General features: G+C 59.8%; 18 protein-coding genes. 11 read left to right on the top strand and 7 right to left on the bottom strand.

All coding sequences use genetic code 11. The annotated features are described in order from the left end of the window. Window positions 1-166: 166 nt before the first annotated feature. From Q8X48_RS17450 to Q8X48_RS17410, 9 genes are all read left to right on the top strand, one after another. The gene (locus tag Q8X48_RS17450; RefSeq protein WP_407799927.1) at window positions 167-1,849 is read left to right on the top strand and encodes a flavin monoamine oxidase family protein; all 1,683 of its coding nucleotides are present in this window, start codon (window positions 167-169) and stop codon (window positions 1,847-1,849) included. A 12-nt stretch (window positions 1,850-1,861) separates the two neighbouring features. Next, window positions 1,862-2,656 (top strand): carbon-nitrogen hydrolase family protein, encoded by a 795-nt coding sequence (locus Q8X48_RS17445; RefSeq protein ID WP_217836530.1) that lies wholly within the window; start codon window positions 1,862-1,864, stop codon window positions 2,654-2,656. A 38-nt stretch (window positions 2,657-2,694) separates the two neighbouring features. Next, the gene (gene pqqF, locus Q8X48_RS17440; RefSeq protein WP_407799928.1) at window positions 2,695-5,124 is read left to right on the top strand and encodes a pyrroloquinoline quinone biosynthesis protein PqqF; all 2,430 of its coding nucleotides are present in this window, start codon (window positions 2,695-2,697) and stop codon (window positions 5,122-5,124) included. A 159-nt stretch (window positions 5,125-5,283) separates the two neighbouring features. After that, window positions 5,284-5,358, top strand: a complete 75-nt coding sequence (pqqA, locus tag Q8X48_RS17435) for a pyrroloquinoline quinone precursor peptide PqqA (protein WP_003444522.1) — start codon at window positions 5,284-5,286, stop codon at window positions 5,356-5,358. A gap of 81 nt (window positions 5,359-5,439) precedes the next feature. Next, window positions 5,440-6,351 (top strand): pyrroloquinoline quinone biosynthesis protein PqqB, encoded by a 912-nt coding sequence (gene pqqB / locus Q8X48_RS17430; protein ID WP_407799929.1) that lies wholly within the window; start codon window positions 5,440-5,442, stop codon window positions 6,349-6,351. A 139-nt stretch (window positions 6,352-6,490) separates the two neighbouring features. Then, window positions 6,491-7,243: a pyrroloquinoline-quinone synthase PqqC gene (gene pqqC / locus Q8X48_RS17425; protein WP_407799930.1), complete on the top strand. Its 753-nt coding sequence runs from the start codon at window positions 6,491-6,493 to the stop codon at window positions 7,241-7,243. Then, window positions 7,240-7,515 (top strand): pyrroloquinoline quinone biosynthesis peptide chaperone PqqD, encoded by a 276-nt coding sequence (gene pqqD, locus Q8X48_RS17420; protein WP_008051583.1) that lies wholly within the window; start codon window positions 7,240-7,242, stop codon window positions 7,513-7,515. Before pqqC ends, pqqD begins: the two co-directional genes overlap by 4 nt. Then, window positions 7,487-8,659: a pyrroloquinoline quinone biosynthesis protein PqqE gene (gene pqqE / locus Q8X48_RS17415; protein ID WP_407799931.1), complete on the top strand. Its 1,173-nt coding sequence runs from the start codon at window positions 7,487-7,489 to the stop codon at window positions 8,657-8,659. Before pqqD ends, pqqE begins: the two co-directional genes overlap by 29 nt. Next, complete coding sequence (locus Q8X48_RS17410) at window positions 8,625-10,451, top strand: S9 family peptidase (RefSeq protein ID WP_407799932.1); 1,827 nt, start codon at window positions 8,625-8,627, stop codon at window positions 10,449-10,451. The genes pqqE and Q8X48_RS17410 overlap by 35 nt, the downstream gene beginning before the upstream one ends. A 132-nt stretch (window positions 10,452-10,583) precedes the next feature. Here the strand turns inward: Q8X48_RS17410 and Q8X48_RS17405 are convergent, their stop codons facing one another. Then, window positions 10,584-10,742: a YqaE/Pmp3 family membrane protein gene (locus Q8X48_RS17405; protein WP_003228885.1), complete on the bottom strand. Its 159-nt coding sequence runs from the start codon at window positions 10,740-10,742 to the stop codon at window positions 10,584-10,586. A 205-nt stretch (window positions 10,743-10,947) separates the two neighbouring features. Continuing rightward, window positions 10,948-12,231 carry an aspartate aminotransferase family protein gene (locus Q8X48_RS17400; protein ID WP_407799933.1) on the bottom strand — a complete coding sequence of 428 codons (1,284 nt, stop codon included), beginning with the start codon at window positions 12,229-12,231 and terminating at the stop codon, window positions 10,948-10,950. Between the two features lie 169 nt (window positions 12,232-12,400). Between Q8X48_RS17400 and Q8X48_RS17395 the strand changes: the two genes are divergently transcribed. Next, window positions 12,401-13,330: a LysR family transcriptional regulator gene (locus Q8X48_RS17395; RefSeq protein ID WP_407799934.1), complete on the top strand. Its 930-nt coding sequence runs from the start codon at window positions 12,401-12,403 to the stop codon at window positions 13,328-13,330. Window positions 13,331-13,557: 227 nt separating this feature from the next. On the opposite strand, the gene Q8X48_RS17390 is transcribed toward Q8X48_RS17395, so the two are convergent. The 4 genes from Q8X48_RS17390 to Q8X48_RS17375 form a co-directional block, all read right to left on the bottom strand. Next, window positions 13,558-15,336: an acyl-CoA dehydrogenase C-terminal domain-containing protein gene (locus tag Q8X48_RS17390; RefSeq protein WP_407799935.1), complete on the bottom strand. Its 1,779-nt coding sequence runs from the start codon at window positions 15,334-15,336 to the stop codon at window positions 13,558-13,560. 264 nt (window positions 15,337-15,600) lie between these two features. Next, the gene (locus tag Q8X48_RS17385) at window positions 15,601-17,397 is read right to left on the bottom strand and encodes an acyl-CoA dehydrogenase C-terminal domain-containing protein (protein WP_407799936.1); all 1,797 of its coding nucleotides are present in this window, start codon (window positions 17,395-17,397) and stop codon (window positions 15,601-15,603) included. Window positions 17,398-17,482: 85 nt separating this feature from the next. Next, window positions 17,483-18,775, bottom strand: a complete 1,293-nt coding sequence (locus Q8X48_RS17380; protein ID WP_407799937.1) for a GGDEF domain-containing protein — start codon at window positions 18,773-18,775, stop codon at window positions 17,483-17,485. 379 nt (window positions 18,776-19,154) lie between these two features. Then, window positions 19,155-20,960 (bottom strand): phenylacyl-CoA dehydrogenase, encoded by a 1,806-nt coding sequence (locus Q8X48_RS17375; protein ID WP_407799938.1) that lies wholly within the window; start codon window positions 20,958-20,960, stop codon window positions 19,155-19,157. Between the two features lie 171 nt (window positions 20,961-21,131). Here Q8X48_RS17375 and Q8X48_RS17370 point away from each other — a divergent pair, with 171 nt between their 5' ends. Next, entirely contained in the window at window positions 21,132-22,523 is a 1,392-nt protein-coding gene (locus Q8X48_RS17370; RefSeq protein ID WP_407799939.1) for a hypothetical protein, read from the top strand. Between the two features lie 70 nt (window positions 22,524-22,593). Here the strand turns inward: Q8X48_RS17370 and Q8X48_RS17365 are convergent, their stop codons facing one another. Beyond that, the gene (locus Q8X48_RS17365) at window positions 22,594-22,890 is read right to left on the bottom strand and encodes a pyrroloquinoline quinone biosynthesis protein PqqE (protein WP_407799940.1); all 297 of its coding nucleotides are present in this window, start codon (window positions 22,888-22,890) and stop codon (window positions 22,594-22,596) included. Between the last annotated feature and the right edge of the window lie 19 nt (window positions 22,891-22,909).

Here is a 22,909-nt window from a genome sequence, read left to right as displayed (position 1 = left end):
TCCCACAGTGGACAGTGTGTACATCGATATCGTCATATCGACCAATAAAATGGCAAAACGACGACACTTTGCGTCTTATTAACGTGTTCTGTGCTCTCTAGAATGGCTGGCATCTTTTCCTATACTCAGATGCGCATTGCGCGTCGGGTCGCCAGCAAGGTCAGCCATGAACAAGAACAATCGCCATCCTGCAGACGGTAAAAAACCAATCACCATTTTCGGCCCGGACTTTCCCTTCGCCTTCGACGACTGGATCGAACACCCGGCCGGGCTGGGCAGCATTCCCGAGCACAATCACGGTGCCGAAGTGGCGATTGTCGGCGGCGGGATTGCCGGTCTGGTGGCCGCGTATGAGCTGATGAAGCTGGGGCTGAAACCGGTCGTCTACGAAGCCTCGAAAATGGGTGGCCGTCTGCGCTCCCAGGCATTCAACGGCGCCGAAGGCATCGTGGCCGAACTGGGTGGCATGCGCTTTCCGGTGTCGTCCACCGCGTTCTATCACTACGTCGACAAGCTCGGCCTGGAAACCAAACCGTTCCCCAACCCGCTGACGCCTGCGTCGGGCAGCACGGTCATCGACCTCGAAGGCCAGACCCATTACGCACAGAAGTTGTCGGACCTTCCTGCGCTGTTCCAGGAAGTGGCTGACGCGTGGGCCGACGCCCTGGAAGCCGGTTCGCAGTTCTCGGATATCCAGCAAGCCATTCGCGACCGCGACGTGCCTCGCCTGAAGGAACTGTGGAACACCCTGGTGCCGCTGTGGGACGACCGCACCTTCTATGACTTCGTCGCCACTTCCAAAGCCTTTGCCAAGCTGTCGTTCCATCACCGCGAAGTGTTCGGCCAGGTCGGTTTCGGCACCGGCGGCTGGGACTCTGACTTCCCGAATTCGATGCTGGAAATCTTCCGCGTGGTGATGACCAATTGCGACGATCATCAGCACCTGGTGGTCGGCGGTGTGGAACAGGTGCCACAAGGCATCTGGCGCCATGTTCCGGAGCGTTGTGCACACTGGCCGGCCGGCACCAGCCTCAGCTCCCTGCACAGCGGCGCACCGCGCACCGGTGTGAAGAAAATTGCCCACGCACCGGACGGTCGTTTCGCCGTCACCGACAACTGGGGCGACACCCGCGAATACGCCGCTGTGTTGACCACGTGCCAGAGCTGGCTGCTGACCACCCAGATCGAATGCGACGAAACCCTGTTCTCGCAAAAGATGTGGATGGCCCTGGACCGTACCCGCTACATGCAATCGTCGAAAACCTTCGTGATGGTCGACCGCCCGTTCTGGAAGGACAAGGATCCGGAAACCGGCCGCGACCTGATGAGCATGACCCTCACCGATCGCCTGACCCGTGGCACCTACCTGTTCGACAACGGCGACGACAAGCCAGGGGTGATTTGCCTGTCGTACTCGTGGATGAGCGACGCGCTGAAAATGCTCCCGCACCCGGTGGAAAAACGCGTGAAACTGGCGCTGGATGCACTGAAGAAGATCTACCCGAAAGTCGACATCGCCGCGCGGATCATCGGCGACCCGATCACAGTGTCCTGGGAAGCCGACCCGCATTTCCTCGGCGCGTTCAAAGGCGCCCTGCCCGGTCACTACCGCTACAACCAGCGCATGTACGCGCACTTCATGCAGGACGACATGCCGGCAGAACAGCGCGGGATCTTCATCGCTGGCGACGACGTTTCGTGGACGCCAGCCTGGGTTGAAGGCGCGGTTCAGACCTCGCTCAACGCAGTGTGGGGCATCATGAAACACTTCGGCGGTGCAACTCACGCCGAGAATCCGGGTCCAGGAGATGTGTTCAACGAGATCGGACCGATCGCCCTGCCCGAGTAAAAGGAATCCGAAATGCGCGTAGCCCTTTACCAATGTCCACCGTTGCCGCTGGATGTCGCCGGCAACCTGCAACGCCTGCAACAACTGGCGCTGGAGGCAAAAGGCGCGGACCTGCTGGTACTGCCGGAGATGTTCCTGACCGGCTACAACATCGGCGTCGATGCCGTCAGCGTGTTGGCGGAGGTGTACAACGGTGAGTCGGCGCAGCAGATCGCGCGCATTGCCAAGGCAACCGGGATTGCCATCTTGTATGGCTATCCCGAGCGCACCGAGGACGGGCAGATCTACAACGCCGTGCAGTTGATCGACGCCAATGGCGAGCGCGTGTGCAACTACCGCAAGACGCACTTGTTCGGCGACCTCGATCACTCGATGTTCAGTGCAGGTTCCGATGAGTTTCCCATCGTTGAGCTCAACGGCTGGAAACTCGGTTTCCTGATCTGCTACGACCTGGAGTTTCCGGAAAATGCCCGACGCCTGGCCCTGGGCGGCGCCGAGCTGATTCTGGTGCCGACCGCGAACATGATTCCGTTCGATTTCGTCGCCGATGTCACCGTGCGTTCCCGCGCCTTCGAAAACCAATGCTATGTGGCTTACGCCAACTACTGTGGCCATGAAGGCGACATCCACTATTGCGGCCAGAGCAGCATTGCTGCGCCGGATGGCAGCCGTATCGCTCAGGCGGGACTGGATGAGTCGCTGATTGTCGGTGAACTGGATCGACAGTTGATGGTCGATTCCCGTGCCGCCAATCGCTACCTGATCGATCGTCGTCCCGAGCTTTACGGCGAGCTGAACAAGTCCTAATCCGCTAGCATTGGCACTTCACTGTTCTGGAAGTGCCCATGCCCGCGCTGAATCACCCTCGCCCCCATACTGAAACCCTGGCCAACGGCTTGCGGGTGACGCTGCGTCATGCCCCGAATTTGAAGCGTTGCGCAGCAGCGTTGCGGGTCGCCGCGGGCAGCCATGATGTGCCGCTGGCGTGGCCCGGACTGGCGCATTTTCTTGAGCATCTGCTGTTTCTGGGGACTGAGCGTTTTCCTGCCGGGCAAGGCTTGATGGCCTACGTCCAGAGTCATGGCGGCCAGATAAACGCGCGAACCAGCGAGCGCACCACGGACTACTTTTTCGAACTGCCACCCCAGGCATTTGCCGGTGGGCTGGAGCGTTTGTCAGACATGCTCGCCCATCCGCGTATGAATCCGGACGATCAGCAGCGGGAACGGGAAGTGCTGCAGGCGGAATTTGTCGCCTGGTCGCAAGATGCGGCAGCGCAGCAACAATTTGCGCTGTTCGACGGACTGTCAGAAGCACATCCGCTTCGCGGTTTTCATGCCGGCAATCGCGCCACCCTGGCTGTAGGGCAGCCCGAGTTTCAGCAGGCATTGCAGGATTTTTATCAGCGGTTTTACCAGACCGAGCAGATGACGTTGAGCCTGGCCGGACCGCAAAGTCTCGAAGAGCTAAGGATCTTGGCTGAAGCCTTTGGTAACGTCATCGCCAAGGGAGAAAGCATTGAGCAACACGCTCCCGTGCCACTGATGTCGAGCTCAGAAAGAAGTTATCAACAGGCTGAAGAACGGCGACTGGATTGGCTGTGCGCCCTCGAATCGCTGCCAGCGTCTTGCGCCGAGGCGCTGGCATTTTTGTGCCACTGGCTGAATTCGGCAAAACCCGGTGGCTTGTCGGCGGACCTGCGCGAGCGCGGGCTGGCCGATCACCTGAAAGCCCAGCCGCTGTACCAGTTCGCCGGGCAAGCCTTGCTGCATATCGAATTCACTCTGCCGGCCAATGGGTGGCCGACAGAGATTCACGAACGCCTTGTGGACTGGCTGAGCTTTTTTGCCCGGCAGGACTGGACACAGTTGTGCGAAGAATACGCAACCCTGCACCAGCGCCAGCAACAGGTCAGCAGCGCCTTGCAATTGGCCCGGCTGGACAGCGAACAACGCGAAGTCGGGTTATCTGGCCAAGGCGTTACAGCCCTCAAGCAAATCCTCCAACAAATCGGCGCTGTGGATAACTTCAGCGGCCCATGGCAGTTGCCCGCACCCAACCCGTTCCTGCGTACCGAAGCACCCGCGTCCAACGCCGGATTGATTCGTGGCCAGACCAGCGCCCACCGCGGCCTGCGTACCTTTGCCCAGGATCGCTCGCGCAGTCGTCGTGAACGTTCGCCGATGCAGTTCAGCCAGGCCTTGCCGGGCAACAGCGCGGAGGGTGCGATTTATCTGCGCTGGCGTCTGGACTCGAGTCCCGCCAGCGCCCTTCAATCACGCCTGGAAAATAACCTGCAACCGCTGTGCGAAGACGCGCGTCAGGCCGGTGTGGATGTTTCCTTCAGTGCCTCGGGCAACGAATGGCTGCTGAAAATGACCGGACTGCAGGAGCCGCTGCCCACCGTCCTGGAGCATGCGCTGCAAGAACTGACAAAACCTGACGCTGCAATCTCACAAGCCGTGCCGCCGAGCACTGCACTGATGCCCATTCGACAGCTGCTCAAGGTATTGCCCGATCACTGCCTTGCGCACACCGCGAACACGGACGACGCGCTGCAACTCTGGTCGAGCGCACGCTGGGATGGCCTGGCAATTGGCCTGTCCGCCCAGACTCAAGCGGCCATGGGCCTGGCCTTGAGCCGTATACCCGGCACGCCGGATAATCAATTGACCCCACCGCCATCCATCCCGTCACAACACCTGTGGAGCGCCATCGATAGCGATTCCAGCGAGCACGCACTGCTGCTGTTTTGCCCTGCCGTGACCGGAGAATTGGCCGACGAAGCCGCGTGGCGTCTACTTGCGCACTTCTGTCAGACGCCGTTCTACCAGCGCCTGCGCGTGGAGTTGCAACTGGGCTATGCGGTGTTCAGCGCCCTACGCCAGATTCACGGGACAACCGGATTACTGTTCGGTGTGCAATCACCGAACGTAGCGCCGGCAGATCTGCTGCAGCACATCGAGCAGTTCCTCAGCGATGTGCCAATGCTGATCAATGCCCTCGACGACAAATCGTTCATCGCCCAGCGCCAGGCCTTGGCCGAGCAATTTTCCCAGGCTGCATTGCCCACTGCCCAGGCCGCGGAATTGCTTTGGCAGGGCAAGCTGGGCTGCCGCTCGTCGGATTTTCTGACGCAATTACCCGAGGCAATCCTGCTGATCGGGCGATCCGAACTGCTGGTTGCAGCACAACGATTGAATAAGGCCGAGGGCGGTTGGCATTGCCTGGCGAACAGCCCTGCACCGGGCACTCCATGGCAAGCGGCAAAATGATCATTACCGGGGCGGTAAGGAGCTTTTTCAAAGTTTCACGGGCAATCTCTTTGAGATTTTGAGTAACATAGCAACCTAACTATCTGGAACATCTCTGACTTGAGGTGGACTATACCTATAGCTAGCGCTGTCCCACCCCCACTAGAAGGAGTTCAATTCATGGCCTGGACCAAACCTGCCTACACCGACCTGCGTATCGGCTTTGAAGTCACCATGTACTTCGCAAGCCGCTAATCTCTGCCTTGGCAGATGTGCAGCACAACGCCTCGGTTATCCGAGGCGTTTTATTTTCAGCGTTGAAATGATGGAGCGTCCATGTTTGTCCAGATTCTAGGTTCCGCCGCCGGCGGCGGCTTCCCCCAGTGGAACTGCAACTGCGTGAACTGCGCAGGCTTTCGCGACGGCAGCCTGCGGGCCAAGGCGCGGACGCAGTCGTCCATCGCGATTTCCGATGACGGCGTGAACTGGGTGCTGTGCAACACCTCCCCGGACATCCGCGCCCAACTCCAGGGCTTCGCTCCGATGCAGCCGGGCCGCGCCCTGCGTGATACCGGGATCGGCGCGATCATCCTGATGGACAGCCAGATCGACCACACCACCGGCCTGCTCATGCTGCGCGAGGGTTGCCCGCATCAGGTCTGGTGTACAGATATGGTCCACGAAGACCTGAGCACCGGTTTTCCGCTGTTCACCATGCTCAACCACTGGAATGGCGGGCTGACCTGGAATCGCATCGAACTCGAACAGAGCTTCAGCGTACCGGCCTGCCCGAACCTGCGCTTCACCCCGCTACCTTTGCGCAGTGCCGCGCCGCCCTACTCGCCGCACCGCTTCGACCCGCATCCGGGCGACAACATCGGCCTGATCGTCGAGGACCGGGGCACGGGCGGCAAACTGTTCTACGCACCGGGCCTGGGCAAGGTGGATGCAGCGCTGCTGGAGATCATGGCCGGCAGCGATTGCCTGCTGGTCGACGGTACGCTGTGGGATGACGATGAAATGCAGCGTCGTGGCGTAGGCACCCGCACCGGTCGGGAGATGGGCCACCTGGCGCAAAACGGCCCCGGCGGCATGCTCGAAGTGCTGGAGCAACTGCCCACGCAGCGCAAGGTGCTTATCCACATCAACAACACCAACCCGATTCTCGATGAAGATTCGCCCGAGCGCGCGGAGCTGGATCGGCGCCAGGTTGAAGTGGCGTATGACGGCATGAGTATTGTGCTGTAAGCAATCGAGACCGCTGCGCGGTCTATCGCGAGCAAGCTCGCTCCCACAGTTGGCCACATTCCCCTGTGGGAGCGAGCCTGCTCGCGATGAGGCCGGCACAAGCACTACACCTCAACGGTTGTTCCCCCGGAGAACCCCGATGACCGACACCCCGATGTCCCTCGCCGAATTCGAAGCGGCCCTGCGCGCCAAGGGCGCCTACTACCACATCCATCACCCCTACCATGTGGCGATGTACGACGGCCGGGCTACCCGCGAGCAGATCCAGGGCTGGGTCGCCAACCGTTTCTACTATCAGGTGAACATTCCCCTGAAAGACGCGGCCATTCTGGCTAACTGCCCTGACCGCGAGATCCGCCGCGAGTGGATTCAGCGCCTGCTCGACCACGACGGCGCGCCCGGTGAAGACGGCGGCATCGAAGCCTGGCTGCGTTTGGGCCAAGCCGTCGGCCTCGACCCGGACCAGTTGCGCTCCCAGGAGCTGGTACTGCCCGGCGTGCGCTTCGCCGTGGACGCCTACGTCAACTTCGCCCGCCGCGCCAGCTGGCAGGAGGCCGCCAGCAGCTCGCTGACCGAACTGTTCGCCCCGCAAATCCACCAATCGCGCCTGGACAGTTGGCCGCAGCATTACCCATGGATCGACCCGGCCGGATACGAGTATTTCCGCACACGCCTGGGTCAGGCACGGCGTGATGTCGAGCACGGCCTGGCGATCACGTTGCAGCACTACACCACCCGTGAAGGCCAGGAGCGCATGCTGGAAATTCTCCAGTTCAAACTGGACATTCTTTGGAGCATGCTCGATGCCATGAGCATGGCCTACGAACTGAAACGCCCGCCGTATCACAGCGTGACCGGAGAACGGGTCTGGCACAAAGGAATCACCTTATGAGTTTCGATCGCAGCAAGACCCCGACCTGGCGTCCCGGCTACCGCTTCCAGTACGAACCGGCGCAGAAAGGCCACGTGCTGCTGTACCCGGAAGGCATGATCAAGCTCAACGAAAGTGCCGCACTGATCGGTGGCTTGATTGACGGTGAACGGGATGTCGCGGCGATCATCGCCGAACTCGACCAACAGTTCCCCGGCGTACCCGAGCTCGGTGACGACATCGAGCAATTCATGGAGGTAGCCCGTGCGCAGCACTGGATCGAACTTGCCTGATTCATCAAGGCAAGTGCCGCCCAAACCTGAAGTCGGCCTGCCGCTGTGGCTGCTTGCCGAGCTGACCTATCGCTGCCCGCTGCAATGCCCGTACTGCTCCAATCCGCTGGATTTCGCCGAGCAGGGCAAAGAGCTGAGCACTGAACAGTGGATCAAGGTGTTCCGTGAAGCGCGGGAAATGGGCGCGGCGCAACTGGGCTTTTCCGGCGGTGAACCGCTGGTGCGCCAGGACCTCGCCGAGCTGATTACCGAAGCCCGCAAACTGGGTTTCTACACCAACCTGATCACCTCCGGCATCGGCCTGACCGAGCAGAAAATCAGCGATTTCAAGAAGGCCGGCCTCGATCACATCCAGATCAGTTTCCAGGCCAGCGACGAGCAGGTGAACAACCTGCTGGCCGGCTCGAAAAAGGCCTTTGCACAGAAACTGGAAATGGCCCGGGCGGTGAAGGCCCATGGTTATCCGATGGTGCTGAATTTTGTGACCCATCGGCACAACATCGACCAGATCGACCGCATCATCGAGCTGTGCATCGCACTGGAAGCGGACTTCGTCGAGCTCGCCACTTGCCAGTTCTACGGTTGGGCGCAACTCAATCGCGTCGGGCTATTGCCGACCCGGGAGCAACTGGTGCGCGCCGAACGCATCACCAATGAATACCGCGCCAAACTGCAAGCCCAAGGGCATCCGTGCAAGCTGATTTTCGTCACTCCGGACTATTACGAGGAACGCCCGAAAGCCTGCATGAACGGGTGGGGCAGTATTTTTCTGACAGTCACGCCGGACGGAACCGCCCTGCCCTGTCACGGCGCCCGACAGCTGCCGGTGCAGTTTCCCAACGTACGCGACCACAGCATGCATCACATCTGGTACGACTCGTTCGGCTTCAATCGCTTTCGCGGTTACGACTGGATGCCCGAGCCGTGCCGCTCCTGTGACGAGAAAGAAAAAGACTTCGGCGGCTGCCGCTGCCAGGCGTTCATGCTCACCGGTGATGCCAGCAATGCCGACCCGGTGTGCAGCAAGTCGCCACAACACGGCGTGATCCTCAAGGCTCGCGAAGAAGCCGAACACGCGACCCAGACCATCGACCAACTGGCCTTTCGCAATGAACGAAACTCACGCCTCATCGCCAAAAGCTGAACCTTTCAGCGCTGCCAAAGCCGTGGCTGCCGGTATCGACTTTGCCGAACTACAGGTCGGTCCAAACGGCCTGTTCTGGAACGAGTACCGACCCGAAGACGCGGCGTGCCGGATCTGGCATTGGCGTGAGGGCACAGCGAAATGCCTGACGCCGCCGGGGTTCAGCGTGCGCAGTCGGGTGTACGAATATGGCGGTGGAGCCTTTTGTCTGACGGACGACGGCATCGTTTTCGTCAACGAGACCGACCAGCAGTTGTATCGGCAAACACTGCAAGACGAAGCGCCCGAAAAGCTGACGTCCGGTGCGTGCCGTTTTGGCGACCTGCAGTTCGCCAACGGGCAGGTGCTGGCGGTCGAGGAGCATCGCGATCAACACCGACTGGTGGCGATTGATCTGCTGGGTGGCGCACGCCACCTGCTGGCCGAAGGTGCTGATTTTTACGCAGCACCAACGCTGAGCCCTGATGCCCGGCGCCTGGCCTGGATCGAATGGAGTCGACCGGATCAGCCATGGACAGCAACCCGCTTGATGGTTGCCGAACGCCTCGCCCATGGCGGGTTTGCCGAGGCTCGTTGTGTGGCGGGCGACGGTGCTCAAGAGTCTGTGCAACAGCCACGGTTTGATGCCGACGGTCGCTTGTACTGCCTGACGGATCGCGCCGGTTACTGGCAGCCATGGGTGGAATCCGGGAAAGGCCTGAGCCCATTGCCAAGTGCCAACGCCGACCACGGCCCCGCGCCCTGGCAACTCGGCGGCAGTACCTGGTTGCCGCTGGGCGACCACAGTTATCTGGCCAGTTGGACCGAGGGCGGGTTTGGCCGATTGGGCATAGGCGGCAATTCCCACGCCGACTTCACCGGCGACTACAGCCGCTTCCGCCATCTCGCCGTGGATGGGCAGTTCATTTATTGCATTGCAGCGTCACCCGTCAGTTCAACCGCCGTCATCGCCATCGACCGTCAGAGCCGGCAAGTGAAGTTACTGGCTGGCGGCATCGCACCGCTTGCTCCCGAACGGATCAGCCGCCCGCAGACCTTGCGCTACCCCAGTGGCTCAGGCGAAGCACACGGCTTCTTCTACCCGGCAATGACCGGCGAGGCGAAACCGCCACTGGTGGTGTTCATCCATGGCGGCCCGACGTCGGCGTGCTACCCGATGCTCGATCCGCGCATCCAGTTCTGGACACAGCGGGGCTTCGCCGTGGCCGACCTCAACTATCGCGGCAGCAGCGGTTATGGCCGGGCCTATCGTCAGGCGCTTCATTTGAGCTGGGGGGATGTGGATGTCGAAGACGCTTGCGCCGTAGTCAGTTACCTCAACGAACGGGGCCTGATCGACGGCGACAAGGCCTTCATTCGCGGCGGCAGCGCCGGCGGCTATACAACGCTTTGCGCCTTGGCGTTTCACAACGTGTTCTGTGCCGGAGCCAGTCTGTATGGGGTCAGTGACCCGGTAGCGCTGGGGCGCGCGACCCACAAATTCGAAAGCGACTATCTGGACTGGTTGATCGGCGATCCTCTGCTGGACGCCGAACGCTATGCCGCCCGCACTCCGCTGCTGCATGCCGGCAACATCCGCGTGCCGATGATCTTCTTTCAGGGAGAACTGGATGCCGTGGTCGTCCCGCAACAGACCCGCGACATGGTCACGGCGCTGCGGGATAACGGTATTCCGGTCGAAGCGCATTACTACGCGGACGAACGCCATGGCTTTCGCAAGGCCGGCAATCAGGCCCATGCGCTGGAGCAGGAGTGGTTGTTTTATCGGCGGGTGATGGAATTGGCGAACTGACATAGGCGCCACATACATGAATTGGGGCGCGCCCTTTCGCGAGCAGGCTCGCTCCCACAGAGTCGACGGTTTACGCGAAACCCTGTGGGAGCGGGCTTGCTCGCGAAGGCGGCCGACCTGCCGCCGCGAAATTCAGCGCTTGGCGATGATGTACACCGCATGCACGATCCCCGGAATGTAACCGCACAACGTCAGCAGAATATTCAGCCAGAACGCTCCGCCGAATCCTACTTGCAAAAACACACCCAGCGGCGGCAACAGGATGGCGATGATGATGCGAATAAAGTCCATGGGGCAGCTCCTGATTGGGGTGGACTCGTTCGAGCCCTACAGCTAATCGACCGGTGCCGTCTGTCAGGGTTCAGTCCCTCTATTCCCAAGCTCCGCCCTTTCGTTGAATTTCGCAGACAAAAAAACGCCCCACGCTAAAAGTGTCGGGCGTGAGGCGTGCGTATTACCGCGAGACGGTTCGGGAATGTGTGCAGGGCGCGTCGGATCAGACGGCAATCCCTTTGCGGCACTGCAATTGCGCGGTGCGTACTCGGGAGAAGGCGCGCGCCAGGCGCAGGAGCATTTCATCGATGTTGGCGTTGCTGACGTTCAGCGCAGGGGTAAAGCGCAGGCAGTCGGGTTGCGGGGCGTTGAGCAACAGGCCTTCGTAGAGCGCGGCCTTGACGACTGCGTCAGCGGAATCGTCCGACAGCATCAGCCCCCACAGCAGCCCTTGTCCGCGCAACTCGCCGTGACCGTAACGATGGGCCAAACGCCCCAAGCCCTCACGCAGGTGCTGACCGGCTTCTGCGACGTGCTTGAGGAAAGCCTTGTCCTGCACCGTATCGAGCACCGAAAGTCCCGCCGCGGTCATCAGTGCATTGCCATGATGGGTACCGGTCATCTCGCCGGGTTCGAAACAGCAGGCCTTGCCCCGTGCCAGCAGCGCGGCCAATGGAACGCCGCCGCCCAAACCTTTGCCAAGCACGACGATATCCGCCGTGACCCCGCAGGACTGTTCCGCGAGCAAGGTGCCACAACGGCCGATGCCGGTTTGCACTTCGTCGAAGATCAGCAAAATGCCGAGTTCACGGCACAGGCGTTCGACGCCCTTGAGGTAATGCGCGGTGGCCGGGATCACACCGGCTTCGCTCTGGATCGGTTCGAGCATGATCGCGACGGTCCGTTCATCCACGGCCGCATGCAATGCCGGAAGGTCATTGAACGGGACATGGCTGAAGCCCGGCAGTTGCGGCTCGAATCGGTTGGCTAATGTCGAACTGTCCGACGCCGACATCGTCGCCAGGCTACGGCCATGGTTACCGTTATTGGCCACAATGATTCGCGACGCACCGCCGCGATGCTGTTGCCCCCATTTGCGCGCCAGTTTTATTGCCGCCTCACAGGCTTCGCTGCCGGTATTGAGCAGGTAGGCCTGATCACTGCCGGTGCTGGAACAAAGACGTTCGGCAAGACTGAGCATGCCGCGGTTATGCAGGCCAAAACCCGGATTGATCAGCGCTTGAGCCTGGGCAGTAATGGCGTTGACCAGTACCGAGGGGCTATGACCAAGGCTGTTGGCCCCGCCGCCCTGGGAAAAATCCAGGTACGCGCGGTCATCGCTGTCCCACAACCATGAACCCTGGCCGCGCACAAACACCTGTTTCGGCCGCTCGATACCGGGCATCAAGTACTCGCTGGTAAGACTGTTGCCTGTGGAAGGCAGGGAGGCGTCCATGGCCAGATCATCAAGACTGGGAGGACTACGGCGCAAACTGAACAGATTCATCCGAAAAAACCTCTGATGAGGTTTTTTGCCTTACCTATGTCAACACCATCCAAGCAAAGGATATTCATCGCGCTCTGTGGCCCTGTAAGCCCTGTGAATGCGGTTAGACTAGGCTCAGGCGAGGCATTCAGCCATTTCGATTTCCCAGCATTTTCGATAAGTAATACTTATGGATTTCAAGCAACTGCGTTATTTCGTCGCGGTCTATGAAGAAGGCCATGTGGGCCGGGCCGCCGAGCGCCTGTCGATCTCCCAGCCGGCGCTGTCCCAGCAAATCCGCCACCTCGAGCAAAACCTCGATGTGAGCCTGTTCGAACGCAACAGCAAACGCCTGTTGCCGACCCTCGCGGCCCATACGCTGTACAACCACGCCCTGCCTTTGCTCGATGGCCTGCAACGGGCACGGGAGGCGCTCGGCAACTTCAAGGGTCAGGCGCTGCGCACCCTGGCCATCGGCGTATTGCAGACCGTGCATACCAGCCTCGTTCCACAGATGCTCGAGCGCGTGCGCAAGGCGCAGCCGCATCTTGTCGTGCAGATCTACGAACTGACCGGACTGGAAATCGAGCGGCGACTGCTCAACGGTTCTCTGGATATCGGCATCAGCTACCTGCCGCCCCGCCAGCCGGGTTTGCATGGCGTGATGCTGTACGAAGATGAACTGACCCTGGTCATCCCGGCAGAGCACCCGCTGCGTGAATTCAAGAAAGTGTCCATGAGCCAGGCCGCCGAGCTGCCGATGTTGCTGCTGGGCGAGGAATTTCAGATCCGGCAGATCTGGCAAACCCAACTGGCGAGCCTCGGGCGCCGCCCACAGGTGCAAGCCGAACTGAACAATATGGCCGGCATCCTCGACAGCCTGCCGCACACACACCTGGCGACGGTGCTGCCCGGACGCTCGCAAAAGACCCATGGCAACCACGAACTGCTGTGGAAACCCCTGAGCGAACCACGAGTACCACTGAAAGTCGGGTTGGTGTGTCGGGATGTGCAACGGCAGCAGGCCTCGCTGGCCTTGCTGCGGACATTGCTGGAAGAAGTGATAAATGGCCCGGCTGAACGTTTGAACAACCCGCAGGCCCTGGACGGGCGGAGCTAGAAACTTTTCTTCGGGCAAAAGAAAACCCCGCCGAAGCGGGGCTTTGCAGACTGTTTCCCTGACATCCATTTCACTCCGCCATCCTGGCAGAATCCTACGTGTCCCTGTTGTTGCTTTGCGCTTCCTGCGCTACGTCCATGAGAAGTAGATTAGCTGTGGATCCAATTTGTATCTATGGGAGAACAGCAACACGTTATGTAAGAGAATGCTTACAAACCATTACGTCATCAGAATTGTCCTGCATCCAGCAGGAACAACGATTCGCTACCGGCCTTGACCGACGCGCTCAACGAGTGAATCCGCGGCAACAGACGGGCGAAATAGAACCGTGCGGTGCCCAGTTTGCTGGCGTAGAAATCGTCTTGCGCTTCCTTGCCCAAAGCGGCCTTGGCCATCAGGGCCCACATGTAGGCATACGCCACGTAACCGAACACCTGCAGATACTCGACCGATGCCGCGCCGATTTCGTGCGGATTGCTCTTCGCCCGGTCCAGCAACCACGCGGTCAGTTCATCGAGGGTGGTGACGGCATCGTTGAGCGGCTTGGTGAACTCCGCCAGGTCAGCGCTGGCCGTTGCGGTGAAGTGACGAATCTCGTCGGCGAACAGGTTGTAGAACGCCCCACCGCTGCCGACGATCTTGCGCCCGACCAGGTCCAGCGCCTGAATGCCGTTGGTGCCTTCGTAGATCTGGGTGATGCGCACGTCACGCACCAATTGCTCCTGGCCCCACTCGCGGATGTAACCGTGGCCGCCGAACACCTGCTGGCCGTGAACGGTGGTTTCCAGACCGAGATCGGTCAGGAACGCCTTCGCCACCGGGGTCAGCAAGGCCACCAGGTCTTCAGCACGCTTGCGGGTGGCGGCATCTTCGCTGAACTTGGCGGTGTCCAGTTGCATGGCTACGTAAGTGGAGAACGCACGGCCACCCTCGTTCGAGGCTTTCATGGTCAGCAGCATGCGACGCACGTCCGGGTGGACGATGATCGGGTCAGCCACTTTGTCCTTGTTCTGCGCGCCAGTCGGCGAACGGCTTTGCAGACGGTCACGGGCGTATTCCACGGCGTTCTGGTACGAGCGCTCGCCCGTGGCCAGGCCCTGGATACCGACGCCCAGGCGCTCGTAGTTCATCATGGTGAACATCGCCGCCAGGCCTTTGTTCGGCTCGCCGACCAGGTAACCCACGGCCTCATCGAAGTTCATCACGCAGGTCGCGGACGCCTGGATGCCCATCTTGTGTTCGATCGACCCGCAGTTCGCCGGGTTGCGCGCACCCAGGCTGCCATCGGCATTGACCATGAACTTCGGCACCAGGAACAGCGAAATGCCTTTCGGCCCCGCCGGTGCATCCGGCAACTTGGCCAGCACCAGGTGGATGATGTTTTCGGTGAGGTCGTGTTCGCCACCAGTGATGAAGATCTTGGTGCCGCTGACCTTGTAGGAACCGTCGGCCTGAGGCTCGGCCTTGGTGCGAATGATCCCCAGGTCAGTACCGGCGTGTGGCTCGGTCAGGCACATGGAACCGGCCCAGATGCCGGCGTACATGTTCGGCAGGTACGCGGCTTTCAGCTCTTCGCTGGCGTGGGCGTTGATCGACAGGCAGGCACCGGCGGTCAGCATCGGATACAGACCGAACGACAGGCTGGCGGAGTTGACCATTTCTTCGACCTGGGCCGAAACGGCTTTGGGCATGCCCATGCCGCCGTAGGTCGGATCGCCACCGACACCGACCCAGCCGCCTTCCGCGTAGGTCTGATAGGCCTGCGGGAAACCCGCCGGCGTGGTGACGGCACCGTCGGCCCAATGGCAACCTTCCTCGTCCGCGGCACGGCTCAGCGGAGCAATGCTTTTGCTGGTGACTTTGCCGGCTTCCTCCAGGATGGCCTCGACCGTTTGCGCATCGACGGTCTCGGCCAGCGCAGGCAGCTCGGCCCAGAGTTTGGCGACCTCGAAAACTTCATTGAGGACGAAGCGCATATCGCGCAGGGGCGCTTTGTAGTCAGCCATGGCAAACCTCGCAAGATCTATACAGATGATTCACAGGAAGAGTTGTTTTCGTTGGGTCGGAGTGTACCTCAACAACTTTTGTGACACATAGGGTCAGCTCATGACCGTTTTGTAATTTTTAGTCATTGCGATATAGAGAGGCGAAACATAAGAACTGTAGGAGCGAGCCCGCTCGCGAAAAACCCCAAGGCGCCACTGGACATCTGGTTTTACGCGTTATCGTTCACGACCATCGCGAGCAAGCTCGCTCCTACAGGGTAGGTGTCAGAGCGCAAACATCTCGGCCGGCAGTTGCATCAGACATTCGCTCCCCGCTTCGACGGCCGCCCGATGAGCGGTAGTGCGTGGCAGCAGACGCTTGAAGTAAAACTCGCTGGTCGCCAGTTTGCCCCGGCAGAAGCCAACATCACTGCTGCCAGCATCGAGCTGCGCCTGAGCCACCAGCGCCATGCGCAACCACAGGTAGCCAAGGATGATGTAACCGCTGTACATCAGATAGTCCACCGACGCGGCGCCGACCTCGTCCGGGTTTTTCATCGCCGCCATGCCGACCCTGGTGGTCAACTCACCCCATTGCTGGTTCAGTTGATCAAGCTGCGCCACATACCCGGCCAGTTGTGGATGTCCGGCGTTCGCCGCGCAGAACTTGTGGACGATTTTGGTGAACCCGCGCAACAGCTTGCCCTGGCTGCCGAGTACCTTGCGCCCGAGCAAGTCCAGCGCCTGAATGCCGTTGGTGCCCTCATAGATCGGTGCGATCCGGCAGTCGCGTACCAGTTGCTCCATACCCCACTCACGAATGAACCCGTGGCCGCCAAACACCTGCATGCCAAGGTTGGTCACTTCCAGGCCGGTGTCGGTCATGAAGGCTTTGCAGATCGGCGTGAGGAAGGCCAGCAGGTCTTCGGCATCCTGGCGCGCCGTTTCGTCCGGGCTCAGGTGTGCAATGTCGAGCAACTGTGCGGTGAAGTAGGTCAGCGCGCGGTTGCCTTCGTTGAAGGCTTTCATGGTCAATAACATCCGCCGCACATCAGGGTGCACGATGATGGGGTCGGCGGCTTTTTCCGGGGCTTTCGGTCCAGTCAGCGAGCGCATCTGCAAACGGTCGTTGGCGTACTTGATCGCGCCCTGGAAGCTCGCTTCGCCCAGACACAGACCCTGCATGCCCGTGCCCAACCGCGCGTGGTTCATCATGGTGAACATGCAGTTGAGGCCCTTGTTCGGCTCGCCGATCAAAAAGCCCTTGGCCTCGTCGAAGTTCAGCACGCAGGTGGCCGAGGCCTTGATGCCCATCTTGTGTTCGATCGAGCCGCAGGACACGCCGTTGCGCTCGCCCGCTTCGCCCATCGCGTCGGGCAGAAACTTGGGCACGATAAACAGCGAAATACCCTTGGTCCCGGCCGGTGCGTCCGGCAATTTGGCGAGCACCAGGTGAATGATGTTGGCGCTCATGTCGTGCTCGCCCGCAGAGATGAAGATCTTGCTGCCGGAGATCGCATAGCTGCCATCGGCCGCTGGCACGGCACGGGTCTTGATGATGCCCAGGTCGGTGCCGCAATGGGCTTCGGTCAGGCACATGGTGCCGGTCCACTGGCCCGCGGTGAGCTTCTTCAAATAGGTCTGCTTCTGCTCCTCGGTGCCATGGGCGTGGATCGCCGACATCGCACCGTGGGTCAGGCCGGGGTACATGCCCCACGAGGTGTTGCTGGAACCCACCATCTCGCTGATGACCAGGCCCAGAGAGATCGGCAGCCCTTGACCGCCGTAACCCGGGTCCGCCGCCAGGCCATGCCAGCCGCCCTCGACATACTGGTCGAAGGCCTGCTTGAAGCCCGCGGGCGTGGTGACTACGCCGTTGTCGAAATGGCAGCCTTCTTCATCGCCGCTGCGGTTGAGCGGCGACAGCACGTTTTCGCAGAACTTCGCGCCTTCTTCGAGGATCGCATTGACCATGTCCGGGCTGGCATCGGTGGCCCCCAGCGTGGCGTAGCTACTGTGAAAGTCGAAGACGTGGTCGATCAGAAAGCGCATGTCGCGCAAGGGAGCTTTGTACTCGGGCATGGTCATTCTCCGTCGGCAGTTTTTTCCAACCTACTGCCGCCGACACTACGCCACAATCAATGTCCAGTCGCTGAATGCGCGATCATCACTCAACCGTAGCGGCGTCCATGCGCACGGCGCCACGGCGGTTCTGCCCGAACGCCATCACGCAGTTGCGCCCCGCGCCCTTGGCGCTGTAGAGCGCCTGGTCAGCTGACTTGAGCACCTCCTCGGGGGTGCGTTGATCGATCCGCTCGGCGACGCCGATACTGACCGTGACCGATACACTCGACGCACCGGAACCGGTACGCCGCTGGCGCCCCTGATTATCGTCCTGCGGGCGGTTTTCCTGATTACGCAGCTGAATGTTGTAAGTGGCGATGGACTCGCGGATGACTTCCAGGTGCGGCATGCACTCTTCGAGGGTCTTGCCTGCAAACACCAGAGCAAACTCCTCACCGCCATAGCGATACGCCTTACCGCCACCGCCGATTTTCGACAGTTTGCTGGCCACCAGCCGCAGTACCTGGTCGCCGACATCGTGGCCGTGGGTATCGTTGAATTTCTTGAAGTGGTCGACGTCGCTCATGGCCAACACGTAGTTGCGACCCAGCCGTTGCATGCGTTCATTCAGCGCACGGCGGCCCGGCAGCCCGGTCAGTTCGTCGCGGAAGGCCATTTGATAGGCTTCGTGGGCAACGGCGGCGGCGATCATCAGCATCACCTGGCTGCACATGATGTTCAGCGTGAACGGCAGGATGAAGGTCTTCGGCAGCATCCAGAACAACCCGAGCAAGCCTACCAGTTGCGCGGCATGCAACGGTCGCGGGTTGCGCCAGTATTGCCAGGCCAGCAGCACAAACACGGCAATGAATACCGGATAGGACAACTGGATCAGACTCATCCAGGCACCATGCAGCGCGGGCCAGCGAATCTCCGACAACCAGATCAGCAGCGCATGTGGATAACTTTGCTCAAGCCCCAGCGCCACGCTGCCGACCGCCAGCAATACGGCGAAACGCGCCACCATGTCCTGGAACAGATGGGTGCGTTCCTGCCACGCCGCGAACACCCCATACAGCAATGGCAGCAGCAGGCAACACAGGTGAAAGACCACGGCGGCATCGTCACGCACCTTGCCGTTGTCGCGGTAATAGTCGGTCTGGGTGTCGAGCAGGAAGTAGGCGATGTACACCGTGACCATCAGAAACAGTTCACGCTGGCGTCGGTACACAGCGCAATAGGCGCCACCGAGCAACAACACCAGGGTGGGCAGCACGTTGAACAGCGAGGTGAAAAAGACGTTCAGATCCTTGATGTACGCAGCCGCAAGCCCCGCCAGCAACAGCAGCAATGACGGCAGGAAATGACTGAAACGTACAGCGGATGAGCGCGGCAAGGGTAAAGCTCCGACCCGTCAGATCAATAGATGGCAATGTGCCCACTACTGTAACGGCAGAAAGCCCGAGTTTCTGAGTGAATTACTGAGGTATTTTTCAAAGGGCGTTACAAACATTAACTCCACGGGCAACCCTTAAAGCAAAAAAGGCTCTTCACGCATTCCCGGGAAACTGTAGGAGCAGCCGGTCGACGCTCGATTGCTGGCGATGGACTCAAGTGCGCCGCGTTAATCCAGTTTATACGCGTGATCGTTAACGACCATCGCCAGCAAGCTGGCTCCTACAAGGGGTCGTGCCCCGCTCAAACCAGTGGAAGCCCCCCAAAAAAAACCGCTGGTCCCGAAGGAGCAGCGGCTTTTTCAAGTGCTTCGTTGAGGCTTAGTAGCCCAGGTCGAAGTTCTCTTCTTTCATGTCCATCAGGTTGTTGGCGCCCGACAGCATGGTTGCGACGTGAGTGCGGGTACGCGGCAGGATGCGCTGGAAGTAGAAGCGCGCAGTCTGCAGCTTGGCGGTATAGAACGCCTCTTCGGAAGTGCCGGCAGCCAGTTTCTCGGCAGCCAGACGCGCCATGTCAGCCCAGAAGTAGGCCAGGCAGGCGTAACCGGAGTACATCAGGTAGTCCACGGAGGCCGCGCCGACCTCTTCGCGATCTTTCATGGCGGCCATACCGACCTTCATGGTCAGCTCGCCCCATTCCTTGTTCAGTGCAGCCAGCGGAGCGACGAACTCTTGAACCGCTTCGTTGCCTTCGTTGGTCTGGCAGAACTTGTGGACGATCTTGGTGAAGCCTTTCAGAGCCTCGCCCTGGGTCATCAGCACTTTACGGCCCAGCAGGTCGAGTGCCTGGATGCCGGTGGTGCCTTCGTACAGCATCGAGATGCGGCTGTCGCGAACGTTCTGCTCCATGCCCCACTCGGCGATGAAGCCGTGGCCGCCGTAGATCTGCACGCCGTGGTTGGCCGATTCGAAACCGACTTCGGTCATGAAGGCCTTGGCGATTGGCGTCATGAAGGCCAGCAGTGCGTCGGCTTTCTTCTTCTCTTCTTCGTCCACGCCGTACTTGACGATATCGACTTGCTTGGCGGTGAAGTAAACCATCGCGCGGTTGCCTTCGGCGAACGCCTTCATGGTCAACAGCATGCGACGCACGTCAGGGTGCACGATGATCGGGTCAGCGGCTTTTTCCGGCGCTTTCGGGCCAGTCAGCGAGCGCATTTGCAGACGGTCGCGAGCGTATTTCAGGCCGCCCTGGAAACCGACTTCAGCGTGGGCCAGGCCTTGCAGCGCGGTACCCAGACGAGCGGTGTTCATGAAGGTGAACATGCAGTTCAGGCCTTTGTTCGCCGGGCCGATCAGGAAACCGGTGGCGCCGTCGAAGTTCATCACGCAGGTGGCGTTGCCGTGGATGCCCATCTTGTGTTCCAGGGAACCGCAAGACACGGCGTTACGCGTGCCAACCGAGCCATCGGCGTTCGGCAGGAACTTCGGCACGATGAACAGGGAGATGCCTTTGGTGCCAGCCGGTGCATCCGGCAGGCGGGCCAGTACGATGTGGACGATGTTGTCGGCCATGTCGTGTTCACCGGCCGAGATGAAGATCTTGGTGCCGGAAACCTTGTAGGAACCGTCGGCCTGAGGCTCGGCCTTGGTGCGCAGCATGCCCAGGTCGGTGCCGCAGTGCGGTTCGGTCAGGCACATGGTGCCGGTCCATTCGCCGGAAACCAGCTTGGTCAGGTAAGCCTCTTGCTGCTCAGGGGTGCCGTGCTCGGAGATGGTGTTCATCGCACCGTGCGACAGGCCCGGGTACATGCCCCACGACCAGTTGGACTCGCCGACCATTTCACTGATGGCCAGGCCCAGGGATTCCGGCAGGCCTTGGCCGCCGTGCTCGACGTCGTGAGCCAGGCTCGGCCAGCCGCCTTCAACGAATTGCTTGTAGGCTTCCTTGAAGCCAGTCGGCGTCTTAACGCCGGACTCGCTCCAGGTGCAACCTTCGAGGTCGCCCACACGGTTCAGCGGAGCCAGTACCTGCTCACAAAACTTGGCGCCTTCCTCAAGAATGGCGTCAACCATGTCCGGAGTTGCGTCGGCACAAGCCGGAAGGCTCTGATAGTGCGCTTCGTAGCCGAGCAGTTCGTCACGAACGAAGCGAATATCACGCAAGGGGGCCTTGTAGTCAGGCATAGCGATAAACCTCTGCTGATGTAACCGGGAATGAACGACCGCATTGATTTGTTGTTGCGATCAAACAGTTGTTTGAAACATACGTTTACGCCCAAATCTTGTCAAGCGTCGATCTTTTGCCGTTCGTCCTTTACCCCCTGATCCACCGATTTTTCTGACCATCGAGCATGGATGAAACAGGATCCCTGTGGATCCCGCAGCTCTCGAAGATACCTGAAAGACCTGCAAAGTCAGACAGAACTGGTATTTGTGACAGTTGTTCGCGGAGTTGATCTGACTTTCCATAAGGAGCCAGGCACCACTTATGCCAAACGCTCCGATCAACCCAGACTCAAGGAAATAATTATGGACGCCAATGAGGCTAATAACGCGCTGAATAGGGATCCAGATATGGATCCAGCATTCGGTCCCGAAGGAGGTTATTTCTTCCCGAAACCTGGTACACGCAGTGACATAGGCGCCGTTGTTTTAGGGAGTGATGAATCCCTCTACCTGGCTAGTTTGCTTGAGGACGGCACCTATGAGTTCAATCACACCAGTGCGCTAGGCTTCACAATTGACGGTTTTAAACCCACGATCTCTGCCTTTGCTGAAAACGGCGAATCCCGTCCGACTCGGCTATTGCTGCAGACTGATGGGAAAATCGTCATGATCGGCACCTTCACCACTAATGGAACAATCTCACGCAAAGTCAGCCGACCAGCAATCGCACGGTTCAATGCCGACGGCACTCTCGATCCGGTTTTCAAACGTCAAGTTTTGTTAAATGGACCCGAAAATGCGATAGCCCCACTGCTTCAGCGAAAGATGGCTGATGGCTGCTTGCAGGCCGATGAAAAAATCCTGATTGCGGGTTCCTATCAATTACCGGATCCGAACTCGGCCAACTATTTCAGCAAGTTGACGAGATTGAACAGCGACGGAACCGAGGACTCATCCTTCGGGGAGGGTGGCAGCATCGATGTGGTGTTTCCCAATGCACAAGTCGATGCCCCGAATGTTCAAGTTCAGAGTGACGGAAAGATTATCGTCGGCGGCATCACCGATACTCATAAGCTTTTATTGGCACGCTATACGGCCGATGGGAAGCTTGATCCAAACTTTGGCGACGCGGGTTATTTCCTGTACAACCATTTCGATCGCCACACTACCCTGCTCAATAGCTTCATTGTCTATCAAGATAAAATTCTGTGTGCAGGTCGAGTAGTCGGCACGAAGGGCGGGGCTCTGCTTTTGAGGGTGACTGCGAACGGCCATATCGATCCAGAGTTCAACGGTGGCGAGCCGGTATTGACCCAGGAGCCATTCACAGCCTTTGAATGGATCAAACTTGCAACCCAGACAGACGGCAGCATTGTGGTTGTTAGTGCACGGGATTGCGTTATCAGACGCTTTCTGAAAGAAGGCCAACCAGATAACAGCTTCGTCTGGGCAACAAAGCCTTTGCGCTGTTCGGATATCGCCATCCAGCATTTATCGAAACGGCTGATAGTGACGGCGAAGAATAATGGCGGTTCGGCCTTGGTGCTGGGATTGTTAAGCAGTTCCAAGGTTCATAAATGAAAAAAGCGCTCAAAGAGACTTGATCGCTTTTTACAACAAGAACATCCACAACTGGAAAGCTACGTGAGGCTCACGCGTAGGTATCGATCAATGTTCCGAGCACTTCATCGGCGGCCTTGGCGACTTTCACGCCCAGCTCCGCCTGAATCTTGCCTTGGGCCATTTCGACCACGTTGCTGGCCAGGTCCGATTGCCGGCTGCGATCAACCGATCGCAGACGGTCGACCTGCGCCTCGGAGGACTGGCTGGTGAGCGAACGCTCGAGAGTGGTGTTGGCGATCTGCTCGGCGGCTTGATCGACTCGGTTCTGCCCTGACTGAAGGGTGCTCAGACCGGCATAAAAAGCGGTGTTTCCTGAGATTTCCATGGGAGAACTCGTCCTTTCA

Origin of the sequence: Pseudomonas sp. QLc11A, from assembly GCF_052112305.1 — a bacterium.
GTDB classification, from domain to species: domain Bacteria; phylum Pseudomonadota; class Gammaproteobacteria; order Pseudomonadales; family Pseudomonadaceae; genus Aquipseudomonas; species Aquipseudomonas laurylsulfatiphila.
Note: the sequence above shows the minus strand (reverse complement) of the source record. Positions and strands in the feature narration are given on the sequence as shown.